Source organism: Nocardia terpenica, assembly GCF_013186535.1.
Lineage (GTDB): Bacteria > Actinomycetota > Actinomycetes > Mycobacteriales > Mycobacteriaceae > Nocardia > Nocardia terpenica.
Map to the genome: position 1 here is coordinate 1 of NZ_JABMCZ010000002.1, position 18,334 is coordinate 18,334.

Sequence of the window (18,334 nt, forward strand, 5' to 3'; positions counted from 1 at the left end):
ATCGCCATCAATACCCAGTCGCACTGGATAACGATCAGGACCGGCCGCAACTCGCACATCCTCAATGCGAATCCGGCGACCGACGCCTTCAAGAGCGCCTACGGACCCAACCAGGACTACACCGGCGGCACGGTGGCCGCGCTGAATTCCCTTGCGTCGATTGCCAAACAGCCCGCACCGGCGAACCAGCAGCACCGCCCCGCACCCCCGCCCCAGGCCCGGCACAGCACCCAGCACAGCGGCTTCAGCCTCGTCGGCCTGCTGTGCCCGCTGGTGATCATCGCGCTGATCGTGGCCGCGGTGGTCGCGGTGATCCGGCGGCGACGCGGCGGCGGAGGCGGCGGCATGTTCAACCGCGGCAATCCCCCGGGCGGTGTCGGTCCCGGAGCCAATTACGGCCCCGGCGGCGGATACGGCCCCGGTTACGATCCGGGCTACGCACCGCGCCAGGGCATGAGTCCCGGCATGGCGGGCGGCCTCGGCGCGGTCGGCGGCGCGGTGGGCGGCGGCCTGCTCGGCTACGAACTGGGGAAGATGGAGGGCCGCGAGGAAGAACGCGGCCACGAGTACGGGCAGGGTTTCTCCGGCGGCTACGAGCAGCAGGCCCCGCAGGAGTGGGGTGGCGGCGGCAGCGACGGCGACTTCGGCGGAGGCGGCGACAGCGGGGGCGGATTCGATGGCGGAGGCGGCGGCAACGGCGATTTCTGATCGCCCCCGGTCGCGGTCAGCGGAAATCGCGCGATCTGGAGGCCATGCGTAAATCCATGCGCTGCAGGTACTCCGCCACGACGCTGACCGCACCCTCCGCATTCTGCAGGCGCCCGCGAATCAGCAGCGCGGGCGCACCCTGCGCAATGCGCCGATAGCGCTGCCACAACCCCACCGAGCACACCACGTTCACCATGCCGGTCTCGTCCTCCAGATTGATGAAGGTGACCCCGGCGGCGGTGGCGGGCCGCTGCCGATGCGTGACCGCTCCACCCACCAGCACCTTCGAACCGTCGGGCAGGCCGAGCAGGCGATCGGCCGGAATCACGCCGAGCTCGTCCAGCTGCGGGCGCAGGAATTCGGTGGGATAGCTGCCCGGCGACACCCCGGTGGCCCAGACGTCGGCGGCGGCCAGCTCCAGCTCGCTCATGCCGGGCAGGGTGGGCGCGGCGGTGGCGGCGCCGGTGCCGGGCAGCCGGTCCGGCCGCTCCCCCGCCGCCGCGCCCGCCGCCCACAGCGCCTGCCGCCGGGTGAGGCCCAGGCTGCCCAGCGCACCCGCCGTGGCCAGCGATTCCGCCTGCGGCACCGTGAGTTCCACCCGCCCGGTCAGATCCACGAACGAGGCGAAGGGGCCGCCGAGCGCGCGGGCGGCGACGATCTTCTCGGCCAATTCGGTGCCGATGTGCCGGACCGCGGCCAGCCCGAGCCGCACCTGGCTGCCGCGCCGCTCCAGCGTGGCGGCGGCGAGGCTGTGATTGATATCCGGCCCGTGCACCACCACCCCGTGCCGCCGGGCATCGGCGACCAGCGACTGCGGGGAGTAGAACCCCATCGGCTGCGCATTGAGCAGGCCCGCGCAGAACGCCGCCGGATGATGCAGTTTGAACCACGCCGAATAGAACACCAGCGAGGCGAAGCTCTGCGAATGGCTTTCCGGGAAGCCGAAATTCGCGAAGGCGTACACCTTCTCGTAGATGCGGTCGGCCAATTCGCCGGTAATGCCGTTCACTTCGCGCATGCCGCGATAGAAGCGCTCGCGCAACCGTTCCATGCGCTCGGGCGAACGCTTGGAGCCCATCGCCCGGCGCAGCTGATCCGCCTCGGCCGCGGTGAATCCGGCGATATCGACGGCCATCTGCATGAGCTGTTCCTGGAACAGCGGCACACCGTAGGTGCGTTCCAGCGAATTCCGCAGGGCCTCGTGCTCGACCTCCCATTTCTCGAGCCTGTTGCGCCGCCGGATGAACGGATGCACCGACCCGCCCTGAATGGGTCCGGGCCGGATCAAAGCCACCTCCACGACCAGGTCGTAGAATTCGCGTGGTTTCAGCCGCGGCAGGGTCGCCATCTGCGCCCGCGATTCCACCTGGAACACCCCCACCGAGTCGGCGCGCGACAGCATCTCGTAGACGGCCGCCTCTTTCAGGTCCAGCTTGTGCAGCTCGACGGTCTCGCCCTCGTGCTCGCGCACCAGGTCGATCATGTAGTGCAGCGCGGACAGCATGCCCAGCCCGAGCAGATCGAATTTCACCAGGCCCGCAGCGGCGCAATCGTCCTTGTCCCACTGCAGGACGCTGCGGCCGGGCATGCGCGCCCATTCCACCGGGCAGACGTCGGCAATGGGCCGATCGCAGATCACCATGCCGCCGGAATGAATACCCAGATGCCGTGGCAGGCCCTCGATCTCGCCCGCCAGCTCCAGCACCTCGGCCGGAATATCGGTGTGCGTCTCCTCCGACACCCCGGTCCAGCGGCTCACCTGTTTGCTCCACGCATCCTGCTGGCCGGGCGAAAAGCCCAGTGCCCGAGCGGCATCGCGCACGGACGACTTGCCGCGATAGGTGATCACATTTGCGACCTGGGCGGCGTATTCGCGGCCGTATTCGGTGTAGACGTGCTGAATGGCCTCCTCGCGGCGATCGGATTCGATGTCGATATCGATATCGGGCGGCCCGTCCCGCTCCGGGGACAGGAATCGTTCGAAGAGCAGATCGTTGGCCACGGGGTCGACATTGGTGATGCCGATCGCGTAGCAGACCGCGGAATTGGCGGCCGAACCCCGGCCCTGGCACAGGATGTCGTTGTCCCGGCAGAAGCTGACGATGTCGTGCACCACCAGGAAGTAGCCCGGGAAGTGCATGTCCGAGATCACTCGCAGTTCGTGCTCGAGCTGCCGATACGCCTTCGGGTTCGCCGCGGGCGAGCCGTAGCGGCGGGCGGCGCCGTCGTAGACGAGCGTACGCAGCCAGGAGTCCTCGTCGTGCCCGTCGGGCACGGCGAACGGCGGTAGTTCGGGCGCGATCAGCTTCAGATCGAAGGCGCAGTCGCGGGCCAGGGCAACGGCATTCGTGATCGCCTGCGGCCAGGCGGAGAACAGCCGCGCCATCTCCGCGCCGGAGCGCAGGTGCGCGCCGCCCGCGGGGGCCAGCCAGCCGTCCATCTCGTCCAGGCTGAGCCGGGACCGGATCGCCGCCAGCGCCATTGCCCGTCGCCGCTGGGCGGGGGTGGCGGCGTGCGCCCCGGTGGTGGCGATCACCGGCAGGCCCAGCCGATCGGCCAGCGCGAACAGGCGGGCATTGCGCTCGTCGTCCTCCGGAATGCCGTGGTGGGTGAGCTCCACCGTCACCCGTTCCGGGCCGAAGCGCTCCACCAGATCCCGCAGCGCCGCCTCGGCCGCCGCGTCGCCCCGCTGAAGTGCCTGGCGCACATGACCTTTGCGGCAGCCGGTGAGAATCTGCCAGTGCCCGCCCGCGGCATCGGTGAGCCGGTCCAGGTCGTAGCGCAGGATGCCCTTCGCACCGGCGGCCATGTGCGCGGCCGAGATCTCCCGCGACAGTCGGCGATACCCCTCCTCGCCGCGCGCCAGCACCAGCAGGTGCGGGCCCGCGGGATCGGGCGTGCCCGCCCGGGGTTCGGAGTCGATGCCGTCCCGCTCCTCGCGCCTGCGGGAACCGCCCCGCCGCCCGAGGTGCGCGCTCGCCCGGGCAGCGGTGCCCAGCGACAGTTCCGCGCCGAAGACCGTCGGCATTCCCCATTCCCGCGCCGCCTCCGCGAATCGCACCACGCCGTAGAACCCGTCGTGATCGGTGAGCGCGAGCGCCGTCAGGCCGAGCCGCACCGCCTCCTCCACCAGTTCCTCCGGCTGGCACGCGCCGTCGAGGAAGCTGTAGGCGGAGTGGGTGTGCAGTTCCGCGTAGGGCACCGTCGGCCCTTCGGGGCGCGGCAGCGGACCGGCCCGGTACTCGCCGCGGGTGCGCGACCAGGCCGGGCTGTCGCCGCCGTCGCCCGGCGGTTCGGCGCCGCGACTCGACCGGCCGGAGAGCACGCGCTCCATCTCCGACCATGTCGGCGGGCCGTTGCCCCAGCCCATGCACACCTCCGCAAACCGACCGGTTCTTACTCTGATCGAACATACATTCGATGCATCGATGCGGGTGCGGCGGGTTGTCGGACTGTGATTCACTCGTATTGGCGCGCGAACTTACTTTGAAGTAAGTTCGTGACAAACGGATCTGCAAGGGAGCGGAGCGGCGATGACCGACAATCACGCGGCCGATGGCTATCTGGCTCGCCGGCGCGCGCGTCGAGACCTGACCGGCAAGCATGTACTCATCACCGGCGCCTCCTCCGGCATCGGCCGCGCGGCCGCCGTCGCGGTCGCGGCCAAGGGCGCCGTCGTATTCCTCCTGGCGCGGCGCCCCGACGAACTCGCCGCGGTGGTCGACGAGATCACCGCCGCCGGCGGGCAGGCGTACGCCTACCAGTGCGACGTCACCGATTCCGAGTCGGTCGAGTTCACCGTCAAAACCATTCTCGACGAACACGATTACGTCGACATGCTGGTCAACAATGCCGGGCGCTCCATCCGCCGCGCCGTGCACCGCTCCACCGATCGGCTGCACGACTTCGAGCGCACCATGGCGGTCAACTACTTCGGCGCGGTGCGGATGACGCTGGCGCTGCTGCCGCAGATGCGCGAGCGCAAGTCCGGCCACATCGTCAATATCTCCAGCGCCGGGGTGCAGGTCGCCACGCCCCGGTTCGCCGCCTACCTGGCCAGCAAGGCCGCGCTCGACAAGTTCGCGGAGGTGACCGCGGCCGAAATGCTGGCCGACAACATCACTTTCACGACCATCCACATGCCGCTGGTGCGCACGCCGATGATCACCCCCAGCGGTAATCAGGGTCCGTCGGAGTCGCCCGAATGGGCCGCCGCGACGATCGTGCGCGCCCTCGTCGAACGCCCCAAACGCATCGACGTCCCACTGGGCACGCTCGCCGAGTACGGCACCCTGTTCACCCCGCGCCTGAAGGACCGCATCCTGCACCGCTACTACCGCGCGCTGCCGGACTCCCCGGCCGCCAAGGGCGAGGCCACCCCCGACGACCTTCCCGATACCGAAGTCCTTGCCCCCCAGCCCAAACCCCGCAACACCTCCCCGGCGGTCCGGGTCACCCGCACCGTTCTCCGCCGCGCCGCCCGCCTGGTGCCCGGCACGCACTGGTGACCGCCTCCGCCGATCGGCGGAGCAATCTCTCCGTGGGAGCAGATACCCACGAAAGGGCTACGGCCGCAGCGCATCCGCTGTAATCGATAGCGGCGGCACTCAGAACAGCGGGCGGAGTTCGTCCGGGACGACGGCGGTAGCAGGCTTCGGCGCGGCCCCACAGCTGGCCTGACGCGGGGCATAGGCAATGGTGCGAGCGGTGACCAACCACCGGCGCCCGTCCCGATGGGCGACGGTCGCCGCGCCCGCATAAGAGGCGGAAGCCGTATCAGACGAAGCAGCAGCCGTATCAGGCAGAGCGTCGCCTACGGCCACCACTGTCAGTGCGTCCGCATCGAGCTGGTCGTCATCAGAACGGCCAGCCGAGGGCTCGCCGTATGACGAAAGATGCTGTCGCACCGCTATTTCGGCTACCTGCTCCACCGGTGTATAACAGCTTCGGCCGCGGAAACCGGTGAGCGGGACCAGGTTTCGGTGGGCGTCGGATACCACCCGTAAGGCGGCGTCGGGGGACAGTCGACCGTAGGTCAAGCCGGTGGGAAGTATGACCATGGCGGGGGCGAAGCGGTGGCCGCCGGTGTGCGAGCACTCCCACACCCGGTCGGGGTATTCGGCGGACAGTCGGGCCGCGATCGGGCGGCCGAGGAGTGCGCAGCACTGGTCGCGCTTGCCGTGGGCGCAGACCAGGATGGTCGGATCGGTCACGGGTGCACCGAGTCCCGGGGCGGGGCCGTTCAGCAGATGCAGGTCGAGGTCGAGCAGTTCCTTCAGATCGGCGATCTCCAGGCGTTCGCACCAGGAGCCCTGCGGGCGGGTGGCGGCGAGCAGAACCGTACGGGCGCCGGTGAATTCGTTGCGGCCGGGCCTGCGGATGAGCGTCGGGCGGACTCGCGCGGCCTTGGTGCGGGCGGCCAGCTCCGCGGTGATGTCCGCGCCCAGCACCTCGTCGCCGAGCACATCGCGGCCCCACGCTCCCGGTTGCTCGACGCACAGCCATCCGGTCACCCGGGTCGCGCTGCCCGGCAACGGGATATCGGCCGCCGCGGCCGCGCACGACATGCCCTCGAAGACGGTCATGAGTGGCCGAGAAAGGGCAGCACGGCGATGGTGAATTCGCGATAGCGGTCGCGGTGGATGCTGTGGCCGCAGTCGAAGGCGGCGACGGCGCAGTCCGGAACCGAGGTGCGGAACAGCTCCAGCTTCTCCGGGTCGACCATGCCGCCGGGGCCGCCGCGCAGCATCAGCGTGGGGGCCGCGATGTCCGGCAGCCGTTCCCACCACTCCGGATTGGGCTTACGGAACTGCTCGAGCGCGGTCCGGGTCATCGATCGGTCGAAGGCCAGGACCGCCCGCGGATGCCGGATCAGGCTGGTGGTGGCGTGCCACAGCTCCGGCACGGTGGGGAACCGGCGGGTGAGGGTGACGCGCTCGTCTCCGGACCGCAGCGGCAGCGGCTGCTCCTCGATCACCAGCCGCCGGACCAGGTCGGGGCGTTCGATCGCCACGCACGACACCGCGTAGCCGCCCAGCGAGTGACCGACCAGGTCCACGGCGGTCAGCTCGAGCCGGTCGCACAGGCGCAGCAGGTCCGCGCCGAACTCGTCGAAGCGATAGGAGTCGGTGTGCGCGCTGCGCCCGTGGCCGCGCAGATCCGGGGTGATCACGCGGCGTCCCGAGCGCACCAGCCGATGCGCGAACCGGTCCCAGGTGTGCCCGTCGCCGCCCATGCCGTGCACGAGCAGCACGGGAACGTCGGCGAGGGGGTGCGGCACGGTCGACGGCCCGGAATCGCGATACGCGATCAGCACGCCGCCCAGCGGCACCCGGGTAACTGTCGACTCCACGTTGAGCCAGGGTACGGGGTGGCGCGGGCCCGCCGCCGCTGGTTGTGCCCAGTGCCATAGCGGACCCGCGCTCCGCGCGGGTAAGAGGAAACGTGTAGCGGCTAGCTGCCGGAGACCAGGGCGACGATGTCCTCGATTCGGACGATCTCGCCGCGCGCTCCCCAGTTGCCCTCCGGGATCTCGTTGATGTGCACCCAGGCGGCTGCGGCGTCGGTGAAGCGGGTGGGGTCGTCATCGGCGTCGGCGAGCACCCGGGTCACCCGCCGCACGATGTCGGTGCGCTTGTCGTCGGTCATCGATCCGGCCGGAACGCCCACTCGCACCACGTATTTCGGCTTCTCTCCGGCGGGTAGACGGCGGCCGCCGACGAACCATGCGTCGATCTCGTTCACCACCAGCCAGGAGATGGACCTGGCGGCCTCGGTATCCGGCGCGCCCTCGGCCAGCATCACCTCGGAGACCAGGCGTTCGCCGATCTTCTCCCGGCGCTCCTCGTCGAGCGACCCCTTGGGAACGAACAACTCCACGAACGGCATTGGTAAGTCCTTTCATTGAACTCAGTGACGTACAGGACGGTACGCCCGGTTAGTTCAATGAATCAACCCTCTAGACTGAGGGGCATGCAACGGACCAGCTTCGCGGAGATGCACTGCTCGATCGGGCGCTCCCTGGAACTCGTCGGGGAGTGGTGGACCCCGCTGATCGTGCGGGACCTCTACCTCGGCCTGAACCGGTTCGACGACATCGCGGAGAACCTCGGCATCTCGCGCAATCTGCTCACCCGCAGGCTCGACGCGCTGGTCGAGCACGGCATCGTGGAGCGGCGGGCGTACCGGGAGCGGCCGCCGCGGCACGAATACCACCTCACCGCGGCCGGGCACGAGCTGGTGCCGGTGCTCATGGCCCTGATGGCGTGGGGCGACAAGTGGGCGACGCCGCCGGGCGGGCCGCCGATGCGCCTCGTGCACCGAGACTGCGAGGCGCAGTTCACCCCGCGGGTCTGCTGCTCGGCGTGCGGGGAACCGATCGACGATTCGGCCGTGGCCTCGCACGCGGGACCGGGGGCCGCGGCCGGGCCGGGCACCCGGGTCCTGGCCCGGCGGCACGCGGAACGGCACGGCGAGGCTCCGCACGGATAGGCCGGAAATTGGCTGGGTGGGACGGGGTTCGGCGCGCAATACTCGCGATCATGCCGACCTTCGCGGATTTCGATCGCCGGAACTATCGCACCGTCGACGTCGCCACCGGATACGACGGATGGGCGCCGACCTACGAGCAAACCGTCATGGACGAAATGGATCTGGCGCTGCTGGACCGGCTGCGACACCCGCGGTGGAGCGAGGTGCGCCGCGCCGCCGACCTGGGTTGCGGCACCGGGCGTACCGGCGCCTGGCTGCGCGGGCACGGCACCATCGAGATCGACGGGGTGGACCTGAGTGCGGGCATGCTGGAGCGGGCCCGGGAACGCGGGGTGCATGCCACCCTCGCCCAGGGCGATGTGCGTGATACCGGATTGGCAAGCGGCGCTTACGATCTGGTGATCTCCTCGCTCATCGACGAGCATCTGCCGGAGCTGGCGCAGTTCTACGCCGAGGCGCGCAGGCTGGCCGCGCCCGGCGGCACCTTCGTCCTGGTCAGCTACCACCCGCAGTTCATGATGGTGACCGGCATGCCCACGCACTACACCGGCGCCTCCGGCGAGCCGCTGGCGATCAGCACCCACCTGCACCTGTTCAGCGAGCATGTGAACGCCGGGGTGGCGGCGGGCTGGCGGCTCACCGAGGCGGCCGAGGCCGTGGTCGACGATGCCTGGCTGGCCGCCAAGCCCAAGTGGTCGGAGCTGCGCGGCCAGCCGTTCACCATGGCGCTGGTGTGGACGCTGCCGGAGTAGCCGGGATCAGTCGTAGAGGCCCTCCACGTGCCACGCGCGGTCGTAACCGAGCAGGAGCAGCACGCGGAGCTCGGTGTCGGCCAGCATCACCTGGGCGCGCACGGCACGGTTCCCGGTGCGGTTGCCGGACCACCAGCGTTCGTCCAGGAGCCAGGGGCCGGACCAGTCGGTCACCGTCAATTCCCTGCTGCCCCAGCGCAAGCGGGCCGGGTCGGCGGTGAGCAGACCGCGATCGGAGATCCACACCGGCGCGCCACCGGAGTCCTCCAGCGCCACCTCCGGCCGGTTCACCAGCACCATCGCGGGCGCGGGATGCGGTAGCCGACCCGGCCAGGGCAGCGCCGGATCCGCCGCGGGCACCGGCTCGTCCCCGAGGGCGATCAGCGTGACCCGCTCGGCGGGCCCGCGCCCACCGCTGAGCACCCCGACCAGCACCGCCTCCCCGCCGAGCAGCCCCTGCACCCGGATCAACGCCCGCCGCGCCCGCTCCTCCCCCTCCCCCACCCCGCCCCACAGCCCGAGCTGCAACGCCCCCGCCGCAACAACTTCGACCGGCTCCAACCGCAACATCGTGATCGGCGCGGACGGCCCCGCACCCTGCGACCGTCTACGCCCTCCGACCGTGAAATCGCCTGCCCCCGTGGTGAATCCTACACGCCCAGCACCGATCCGATCACCGGAACCACTCTCGCCGAAGCCAACCGCCCCCGCTCGCGCAGCGCCCACGCCGGGTGCCACGTGCCCTCCGCGCCGATCTCTCGACCCAGATATCGCGCTACCACTGGACTCTCCCTCCCCGAACACCGTTCCGCCATACCGACTTCTCGGGTCTGGCACCACACGGTCACTGGAACCATGGGCTCGCCCCTCCCCGGACACCGTTCCGTCACGCCGATCCCTGGAGTCGGGCACCGCACGGCCATTGGAGCCATCGGCTCGACCCGCCCCCGACACCGTTCCGCCACGCCAACCTCTCGGCTCGGGCACCGCACGGCCACTGGAACCACGGGCTCGATCCGCCCCCGACACCATTCCTTCATGCCGACCTCTCGGCTCAGGCACACGGCCACTGGACCCATCAGTTCGATCCGCTCCGGACACCATTCCGCTGCGCCGATCTCTCGAGTCGGGTATCGCACGGTCGTTGGGATCATGGGGTCGACTCGCTCCGGGGGCTGTTTTGTCACGCTGCCCTCTCGGCACCGTGGAGCCGCTGGGGTCGCGGGGCTCACCCGTGCCGAATATCGTTCCGCCGTCCTCGGTTTCGGTGGGGGTGTGGAGGGTGCGGTGGGTTAGCCAGCCGCCTAGTTGCCAGCGGATTCGGTCGGCGGTGTCGGTGGGGGTGAGGGGGTCGGCGCAGCGCCAGGTGCGGGAGAGGTGTTCTCCGGCGGCGGTTTCCGCGACGACCGTCAGGCGGGTGCAGGCCACCGCGGCGGCGGACAGGCGGTCGTGCAGGCGGGTCGCCAGGAGGCGGCCGGCGAAGGCGGCGGCGTCGATGCGGTCTATCGGTGGGTCGCAGGGGTATTCGACCGCCAGATCGGGGGGCGGTGGGGCGGCCGAGGGCGGGCGCTCCGGTTCGGCGCGGGCGCAGCGATGGGCGCGGATGGCGTCGGCACCGAAGCGGGAGGCGACCTCCCCGGGTGTGAGGGCGGCGAAGTCGCCGATGCGGCGCAGTCCCAGGCGGTGCAGCAGGTCGATCAGGTCGCCGCGCTCCGGGGCGGCCAGGCTCGGTTCCGCGGCCAGCTCCGACACCGGCAGCGGGGCAAGGAAATCCGCCCCGGCGCCGGGTGGCACGAGCGCGGCGCGGCGGGCGGCGATCACCGCCGTGGACAGTTCGTCGGCGATGCCGATCTGGCATTCGACCCCGGCCGCCGCGACCGCGTCCACCAACCGCTCGGCCGCCGCCTCCTCGGAACCGAAGTAGCGGGCGGCGCCGCGCGCGGCCAGTACCACCAGCCCCGGCCGCAGCACCTCCACACCCGGCACCGTCGCGTCCACGGCCGCCACCACCGGCTCGAACAGCCGCGCATCCCGATCCGAATCCGCCTGCGCCACGAACAGATCCGGACACCGCGCCTGCGCCTCCCGACGCCTGTGCCCGCGCCGCACCCCCGCGGCCCGCGCCACCGCCGAACACGCCACCACCCGATTCGCATGCAGCACCACCACCGCCCGCGTCGGCGGAACATCGGCCACGGCCGCCGCGGCCACCGCAGGCCAGTCCGGACACCACACCGCCAGCACCCGGGCCCCACTCACCCGCACCGCGCCCTCGCGGATACTCGGACACCGAACACACTCCCCGACAGCACATCTCGCCCCCACCGATGAGCTCGTGTCCGCACCGGACACTCCCGTCGCGATCGACCGGACACGAATCGCGCTCGATCACAACCTTGCAGACCGGCCCGCGCAGACGAATCACCCCGCCGATCCTCACCATTCCGGCGTGTCCTCGGCCGGAATCCACCTGCCGCAGGAGATCCCGGCCAAAAGCACGCCGGGATGACGAGGAAAGAACACGCCGGGATGACAAGAAAAGCGCGCGTCGGGATGGCAGGGAGGCACGCCAGGATGACGAGAAAAGCGCACGCCGGGATGCCAGGGAGGCACGCCGGGATGAGGAGAGAGCGCATCGGGATGGCAGAAAGACATGCCGGGATGGCGAGGAAAGCACACGCCGGGATAACAGGAAGACGCGCCCGGACAACGAGAAAAGCGCACGCCGGGATGACGGGGAGGCGTGCCGGGATGAGGAGAGAGCGTATCGGGGCGGCAGAAAGACATGTCGGGACGGCGAGCGGGACTCCCTCCGACGTGTTCAGCCGTTCACATTCATATCGATAGGTGCACAGGAGAACCCGATCACCGGCATACAACTCGCGGACGAAAACAGCAGTGCGCGAACCACGATGCCCCGGACAAACATCACCACAACAAACATCACCACAACGACAACAACCGAACACTCGCCCGAACCGCTCACATCCGTACCGATAGGTGCACAGGAGAACCCGATCACCGGCGCATAGCTCGCGGACGGAAACAGCGGTGCGCGAACCATGATGGCCTGGGCAAGTATCACCACAACGGCAACAATCGAACACTCGCCGGAACCGCTCACATCCGTACCGATGGGCGAGTCGGAGGACCCGGTTATCGGTGCACGATTCGTGGACGAGGGTGGCAGTGTGCGGGCCTCGGCGGCTTGGGCGGGTGTCGTTGTAGCGGCCGATCGCCGGTAGTGGACCGGTGGCCTCGCTTGCGGTCATGCGAGTTGGGAGATCTCGCGGGGTTTCGCCGGGTGGGTGGCGATCCATTCCACGCCCTCGTCGTGGGGTTGCAGGGTGAGGGTGCCGCGGCGTTCCGGGGTGGAGCGGGCTCGGACGGAGACTTCCAGGCGGACGGTGCGGAGGCGGCCGCAGCCGCGGCCCAGGCCCTCGTAGCCGTCGACGCGGGTGGCGATGCGGAGGGTGGGGCCGCTCCAGGTGCCGCCGGTCACCACGAGGGTGGCTCCCCGGCTGCGGGCGCGGGCGGCGAGGACGCGAGTGCGGCTGGGCGGCACCGTAAGTCCGTTCAGGCCGAGCACGACCAGATCTAGTCCATCCAGCAACACGGCAGCGATCTCCACCGGATCCGATCCGGGGTCGGGAACCACGGCCAGTCGCTCCAATCGAGCACCCATCTCCGCCGCGGCGAGCAGCCCGAGCCGGGGCAGGCCGACCGCCGCGGCGTATCCACCGGCGCCGGTGACCGCCGCCAGCAAACCCACCAGCAACGAACTCGCACCCGCGTAGGCGATCACCGAGCCCCGGGGCACCCCACCCTCCGGCAGCAGCCCCACCAGCGCGGACGGCACCGGCAGCGATTCCCGGCGCGGACCCGCGGCCGTCGGCACGCGCGGCGCAGCGTCCGCGCCGCGAGCCGGGATCGCGGCCATGCGCCGGCGCAGCTCCGCCAGCCGCTCCAGCCGTGCCTGTTCGGGCGAACCCATCTCCGACCACCTATCTCTCACCGATGGACTGCACCGAAGCCGATCCGTACCGATTCCAGCACCTACTCAGCTATCGATCTGGATCGAATATACGTTCGATTTACTCACAGGAGAACCCCACCCCCGGTCTGCGTCGAACGCCACTCCCGGGACGCCTCGACGGGCGAAGCAGGCCAGTCAGCATCGTTTTCCGCTATCCTCGCGCCGTGACCGAACGCGCCCGTCCCATCGTCGGCCCCGACTATCTGGTCGCCGGCCGTTATCGCCTGCAGTCGAAGCTCGGCGGCGGCGGCATGGGCGCGGTCTGGCTGGCGCACGATCGGCTACTCGATCGCGACGTCGCCATCAAGCAGGTGCTGTCCACGGCCGGGCTCAGCGAGCGCGAGGCCGAGGAGGTCCGCAACCGGATCATCCACGAGGGCCGGGTCGCCGCGAAGCTGTCGCACGAGCACGCCATCGCCGTCTACGACGTGGTGCTGGAGGCGGGCGAGCCCTGGCTGGTGATGGAGTATCTGCCCTCCCGCAGCGTCGCCAAGGCGCTGGCGCTGGTGGACACGCTGCCGCCGATCGAGGCGGCGCAGATCGGCGCCCAGGTCGCGGACGCGCTGGCCACCGCGCACGCCGCGGGCATCGTGCACCGCGACATCAAGCCGGGCAACATCCTGGTGGCCGACCGCGGCGCCGAGGTGGGCCGGGTCAAGCTCAGCGACTTCGGCATCTCGCGCGGCACCGGGGATCTCGGCGACGAGCCCGAGGACGTCATCACCGGCACCCCCGCCTATCTGCCGCCGGAGGTGGCGCGCGGCGCGCAGCCGACCGAGGCCAGCGATGTGTTCTCGCTCGGCGCGACGCTGTACACCGCGATCGAGGGCCAGCCGCCGTACGGGTTTCACGAGGACAGCGATGTGATCGTCGAGCGGGCGGCGATGGCGCAGATCATTCCGCCGCACCGCAGCGGGGTGCTCACCGAGGTGCTGCTGCACATGATGGAGCCCGCGCCGCAGCGCCGCCCCACCATGTCCGAGGCGCGCAACGAAATCCTCACCGCCGCTTTCGGTCCCGGCACCGGGCCCTACATCCTCGGCGCCCCGGTACGCACCGACGACGGCACCATTCCGGCGTGGGCGGCCCGCAACTCCGCCGCCGGTCAGCGCAGCCCGTTCTCCGCACCGCTGCCGCGCCCGCCGCGCGCCACCGCCCCGAGCGCGCCTGCGCCGCAACAGAAGTCGCGCGGTTTCAACCTGGCCAGCCTCGGCCCGAACGGGGCCCCGCTCGCGATCGCGGTGGGCCTGCTCATCGGCCTACTGATTCTGATCGTGATTCTTGTTGCGGCCATGTGATTCCGGCCAAAAGCATGCCGGAAACAGGGGTAACTGGCATGCCGGAAACACGGGTAACTGGCACGCCGGAAACGGGGGTAACCGGCACGCCGGAAACAGGACAGCCCGCTGACCCGCGACGTCAGTCGATCCGCCGCCGGTGTGCCCAGCGGGTGAGGGCGTTGCGGTTGGACTGCTGGGTCTTGCGGAGGACGTTGGAGGCGTGGGTTTCCACGGTTTTCACCGAGATGAACAGGTTTTCGGCGATCTCGCGGTAGGTGTAGCCGCGGGCGAGCAGGCGGAGCACCTCGAGTTCGCGCGGGGTCAGCGAGTCCAGTTCCGGGTCCAGCGGTGGCTCCGGGGCGGGGGATCGGCCGGTGAACGAGTCCAGCACGAAACCGGCCAGGCGCGGGCTGAACACCGCGTCGCCACCGGCGACCCGCCGGATGCCGTCGGCCAGTTCGGGACCCGAGATGGTCTTGGTGACATAGCCGCGGGCCCCGGCCCGGATCACCGCGATCACATCCTCGGCCGCGTCGGACACGCTGAGCGCCAGGCACACCGGGCCCTCCTCGATGCCCTGTAGCACCGCGACGCCGCCGCCGTCGGGCATGTGCACGTCCAGCAGCACCACGTCCGGCCGCGCGCTCTTGATCCCGGAGATGGCCTCGGACACCCCGCCCGCCTCGCCGACCACCTCCATATCCGATTCGCGGCTCAACTCGGCCCGCACCCCGGACCGGAACACGGCATGGTCGTCGACCAGAAAGACCCGGATACTCACAGTTCTCCTCACCTCGGGGCCGAGCACCACCACCGGACGCGAATTCGCCCACTCATCGGTACCACACCCGGTGCCGACGCGCCGCACGCCGAGGTTACCGTCGATGAATCAGCACGCGCCGGACCGCTCGTGGGTCTCCCCGGTAGGTTCGGCCGGCTCCTGACCCTCGGAGTCGTTGCGGGGCATGAAGATCCGGACCTCGGTGCCGCGGCCGGGGGTGGACTTGACCTCCACGGTGCCGCCGCGCCGCTCGATGCGGGCGTGGATGGATTTGGCCAGGCCCTGGCGGTCGGCGGGAACGGTGGTGGGATCGAACCCGGCGCCGCGGTCGCGCACGAAGATGCTCACCTGATGCGGCTCGACCTCGGCGTACAGATCGACGGTCGGCACCCCGGCATGCTTGGCGGCATTGACCAGCGCCTCCCGGGTGGCGCCGAGCACGGCGGTGAAATGCTCCTTGGGCAGGCCGAATCCGGTGTCGCCCGGGTCCATCGACACGTCGCCGACGGTCACCGGCGTCACCTGCATGCCGTGCTGGTCCTCCACCTCGCCCGCGATGGTGCGCAGGGCGGCGGCCAGGCTCGACTGCGCCGGCATGGTGTCCTCGAACAGCCACTTGCGCAGTTCCCGCTCCTGGCTGCGGGCCAGCCGCATCACCTCCTGCGGGTCGTCGGCCTGGCGCTGGATCAGCGCCAGCGTCTGCAGCACCGAGTCGTGCAGGTGGGAGGCGATCTCCTCGCGCTCCTCGTTGCGGATGCGGGCGGCGCGTTCGGCATTGAGCGCCCGCATCATGCGCAGCCACAGCGGCACCGTCAGCAGCCCGACGCCGATCAGCGTCACCGCGACCGCGACCAGCGCCGACCCCAGCGAGCTCAGATTGATGCGGGCCAGCACCACCACGCCCAGCCCGACCACGATCAGGGTGACCCCGGCCAGGATGCGCGTCCAGGTGAGCACGCCCGGCCGCGCGGGCAGGCCGAGAATCGAGCGCGGCCCCTCCGCGTCGAATTCGCGCCACACCAGCGCCGCGCCGACCGCGACCACGATGATGGGCCCGACCACCTTGGCCGACGTCCCGCTGAACAACCAGGTCAGCGAGACCGACAGCGCCAGCCCCAGCAGCACCAGCCCGACCGACTGCCGCCGCTCGGTGGCCGTCGGCGGCGGCCCGTCCGCACCGGCGGAGGTGAAGATCCACAGCATTCCGTAGGCGACGAGGCCCGCGCCCATGAGCCCGGACAGCAGCACGAACGCCATCCGCACCTTGAAGACGTCCATCCCCAGGTGGTCGGCGATACCGCCCGCGACACCGCCCACGACCCGCCCGCCGGAGCGGCGCATCAGACGCGGTATCGGCGGTGCGGGCTCGACACCGCGCGCATCGAACGCGGGCATGGACGGATACATGCCTTCGATACTTGCACGCCCCCTCGACACCGACCATCCGGGAACACCCCCATTCCGGCCCTGGTCGCAGGCGGCACCCCGGTGAATTCAGGCGGTGAATCAGGGTTCCCCCGGATGCGACCGGGCGCCGTCGGCGGCCACCATGGAGACCATGACCAGACCGAACGGCTGGGCCGGCGCCACCGGCCGGACCGGATTCAACGAACAGCTCCAACATCTGTGGCGGACACGCCCCGTGCGGCTGCCCCACCAGGGCCCGGTCGCCGGCGTGGCGGCCGGTTTCGGGCGCCGCTTCGGCGTGGACCCCATCCTGGTGCGGGTCGCGTTCGTGGTGTCGACCATCTTCGGCGGCGCGGGCATCGTGCTGTACCTGGCGGCGTGGCTGCTGCTGCCGACCGCGGGCGACCAGGTCTCCCCGGCCGAGGGCCTGCTCGGCAAGGGCGTCAGCACGCAGTCGCCGACCAAGACCATCGTGCTGATCGTGGCCCTCGCGATCGCCGTCAGCACCGCGGGCCCGTTCGGTATCGGCCTCGGCGGCTCCGGGCTGATCAGCTTCGCGCTCATGCTGGCGGGCTGGTGGCTGCTGTTCATGCGGCAGCCGAATCCGCCCGCCGCCGAATACGATTCGCTACTCGCCGAGGGCGACATCGCCGCGACCGGCTACCCCGGCACCGTCTTCCCGGGCGGCTCGCCGTGGGCGGGCGCGACCTATGGGCCCTACACCAGACTGCCCGACCACTACGAGCCCGATCGGCCGAAAGACGCCGCCGCGCAGGACGATACCGTCGCGCTGCGCCGGGAAGCCCCCACCGAGGTGAACCCGCGAACCGACGCCACGACCGAGGCCCTGCGCACCGAACCCCTGGACGCCCCCGCCGGAGACACGGTGGTGCCGGGAAAAGCCTCGGCGCCGACCGATAATTCGACCGCGGCGCCCGCCTCGACGCCCGGCCCGGCCCCGACCCGGACGGCTCCGGACCCGGCCCGCTTCGGCCCGACCCCGCCCGGCTGGGATCCGCTGGGTGTCGCCCCGCTGGCCTGGGACCTGCCCGAGCCCGGTCCGGAACGGCCGGTGGCGGTGCAGGCGCCGCCGCCGCGGCGGCCGCGCTCCCGGCTCACCCCGGTGGTGATCGGCCTGGCCGTTCTCGCGGCGGCGGCCGCGGGCGCGGTGGCCGCCTCGGGCGTGCACTGGATGACCCCCGGCCGGATCGCCGCGCTCGCGCTGCTGGTGGTGGGGCTGGGTCTGATCGTCGGTGCGTTCGCGCGGCGCGGATACGGACTGCTGGTGCTGCTGGCGCCGCTGGCCGGGTTCGTGATCCTGGCCTCGCTGTCGAACCCGATCAACATCGAGACCGATGCCATGGGCGATCGCACCTCGACCCCGACCACGGTCGCGCAACTGCGCCCGGCCTATCGGGTGGAAGCGGGCTCGCTCATGCTGGATCTACGGCAGCTGAACCTCACCGAGGATCACACCGTGAACGTGTCGGTCGACATGGGCGAGGCCAAGATCCTGGTGCCCGCTTCGATGCGGCTGCACGCCGTCTGCACCAGCCGGGTGGGTGATGTGCGGTGCCCGCAGGGCATCATCGGGCCGCCGACCAGTCGGCTGCTCACGCTCAATGTCCATGTCCGCGCCGGAGATGCCGAGGTGAAATATGAATGACAACCCCGAAACCCGTCGCGGACCGTCGTTTTCGCTGCTGCTGGCCGGAGTGCTGGCCGTGCTGGTGAGCGTGTGGGCCTTCATCGGCCCGGATTCCTGGCCCAAGCACAGCATTGTGCCGGTGGGTTGGATCGTGGTGCTGGTCGCCATCGTGGTCGGCGTCGCGCTGGTGGTCTCGCCCCGCAGGCGTAAGAACAAGAATTAGATCCCGGC

General features: G+C 70.5%; 14 protein-coding genes and 2 pseudogenes. 7 read left to right on the forward strand and 9 right to left on the reverse strand.

What is annotated here, in order from left to right; genetic code table 11:
* Positions 1-708 (forward strand): annotated as a pseudogene (locus HPY32_RS11365) (hypothetical protein); the annotation flags it as partial.
* A 16-nt stretch (positions 709-724) separates the two neighbouring features.
* On the opposite strand, the gene HPY32_RS11370 reads toward HPY32_RS11365, so the two are convergent.
* Complete coding sequence (locus HPY32_RS11370; protein ID WP_067585373.1) at positions 725-4,078, reverse strand: error-prone DNA polymerase; 3,354 nt, start codon at positions 4,076-4,078, stop codon at positions 725-727.
* Between the two features lie 205 nt (positions 4,079-4,283).
* Here HPY32_RS11370 and HPY32_RS11375 point away from each other — a divergent pair.
* A pseudogene (locus tag HPY32_RS11375) lies at positions 4,284-5,216 on the forward strand (SDR family NAD(P)-dependent oxidoreductase); the annotation flags it as partial.
* A 99-nt stretch (positions 5,217-5,315) separates the two neighbouring features.
* Here the strand turns inward: HPY32_RS11375 and HPY32_RS11380 are convergent.
* From HPY32_RS11380 to HPY32_RS11390, 3 genes are all read right to left on the reverse strand, one after another.
* Positions 5,316-6,293 (reverse strand): ferredoxin family protein, encoded by a 978-nt coding sequence (locus HPY32_RS11380; protein ID WP_067581688.1) that lies wholly within the window; start codon positions 6,291-6,293, stop codon positions 5,316-5,318.
* The gene (locus HPY32_RS11385) at positions 6,290-7,060 is read right to left on the reverse strand and encodes an alpha/beta fold hydrolase (protein ID WP_067581685.1); all 771 of its coding nucleotides are present in this window, start codon (positions 7,058-7,060) and stop codon (positions 6,290-6,292) included. The genes HPY32_RS11380 and HPY32_RS11385 overlap by 4 nt, the downstream gene beginning before the upstream one ends.
* A gap of 101 nt (positions 7,061-7,161) precedes the next feature.
* The gene (locus HPY32_RS11390) at positions 7,162-7,596 is read right to left on the reverse strand and encodes a tautomerase family protein (protein WP_067581682.1); all 435 of its coding nucleotides are present in this window, start codon (positions 7,594-7,596) and stop codon (positions 7,162-7,164) included.
* Positions 7,597-7,680: 84 nt separating this feature from the next.
* On the opposite strand from HPY32_RS11390, the gene HPY32_RS11395 reads away from it, so the two are divergent.
* Together HPY32_RS11395 and HPY32_RS11400 are read left to right on the forward strand one after the other, a co-directional pair.
* The gene (locus HPY32_RS11395) at positions 7,681-8,199 is read left to right on the forward strand and encodes a winged helix-turn-helix transcriptional regulator (protein WP_067581679.1); all 519 of its coding nucleotides are present in this window, start codon (positions 7,681-7,683) and stop codon (positions 8,197-8,199) included.
* A gap of 50 nt (positions 8,200-8,249) precedes the next feature.
* Entirely contained in the window at positions 8,250-8,951 is a 702-nt protein-coding gene (locus HPY32_RS11400) for a class I SAM-dependent DNA methyltransferase (protein WP_067581676.1), read from the forward strand.
* Positions 8,952-8,957: 6 nt separating this feature from the next.
* Here HPY32_RS11400 and HPY32_RS44545 read toward each other — a convergent pair whose 3' ends face one another.
* The 3 genes from HPY32_RS44545 to imuA' form a co-directional block, all read right to left on the reverse strand.
* The gene (locus tag HPY32_RS44545) at positions 8,958-11,210 is read right to left on the reverse strand and encodes a Y-family DNA polymerase (RefSeq protein WP_373686628.1); all 2,253 of its coding nucleotides are present in this window, start codon (positions 11,208-11,210) and stop codon (positions 8,958-8,960) included.
* Between the two features lie 562 nt (positions 11,211-11,772).
* Positions 11,773-12,075 carry a hypothetical protein gene (locus HPY32_RS11415; RefSeq protein WP_156674131.1) on the reverse strand — a complete coding sequence of 101 codons (303 nt, stop codon included), beginning with the start codon at positions 12,073-12,075 and terminating at the stop codon, positions 11,773-11,775.
* Between the two features lie 144 nt (positions 12,076-12,219).
* Positions 12,220-12,945: a DnaE2-dependent mutagenesis accessory factor ImuA' gene (gene imuA' / locus HPY32_RS11420; RefSeq protein WP_067581664.1), complete on the reverse strand. Its 726-nt coding sequence runs from the start codon at positions 12,943-12,945 to the stop codon at positions 12,220-12,222.
* Positions 12,946-13,151: 206 nt separating this feature from the next.
* Between imuA' and HPY32_RS11425 the strand changes: the two genes are divergently transcribed.
* Positions 13,152-14,285, forward strand: coding sequence for a serine/threonine-protein kinase (locus tag HPY32_RS11425; protein WP_067581661.1), 1,134 nt, complete (start codon positions 13,152-13,154; stop codon positions 14,283-14,285).
* A 121-nt stretch (positions 14,286-14,406) separates the two neighbouring features.
* Here HPY32_RS11425 and HPY32_RS11430 read toward each other — a convergent pair whose 3' ends face one another.
* Both HPY32_RS11430 and HPY32_RS11435 read right to left on the reverse strand, forming a co-directional pair.
* Complete coding sequence (locus HPY32_RS11430; protein WP_067585370.1) at positions 14,407-15,042, reverse strand: response regulator; 636 nt, start codon at positions 15,040-15,042, stop codon at positions 14,407-14,409.
* A 114-nt stretch (positions 15,043-15,156) separates the two neighbouring features.
* A complete protein-coding gene (locus tag HPY32_RS11435; protein WP_067581658.1) occupies positions 15,157-16,455 on the reverse strand; it encodes an ATP-binding protein in 1,299 nt (432 codons plus the stop codon).
* 151 nt (positions 16,456-16,606) lie between these two features.
* Between HPY32_RS11435 and HPY32_RS11440 the strand changes: the two genes are divergently transcribed.
* Together HPY32_RS11440 and HPY32_RS11445 are read left to right on the forward strand one after the other, a co-directional pair.
* On the forward strand, positions 16,607-18,121 hold the full coding sequence (locus HPY32_RS11440) for a PspC domain-containing protein (RefSeq protein ID WP_067585367.1): 1,515 nt from the start codon (positions 16,607-16,609) through the stop codon (positions 18,119-18,121).
* Positions 18,114-18,326, forward strand: coding sequence for a hypothetical protein (locus HPY32_RS11445; protein WP_067581655.1), 213 nt, complete (start codon positions 18,114-18,116; stop codon positions 18,324-18,326). Before HPY32_RS11440 ends, HPY32_RS11445 begins: the two co-directional genes overlap by 8 nt.
* Positions 18,327-18,334: the final 8 nt, after the last annotated feature.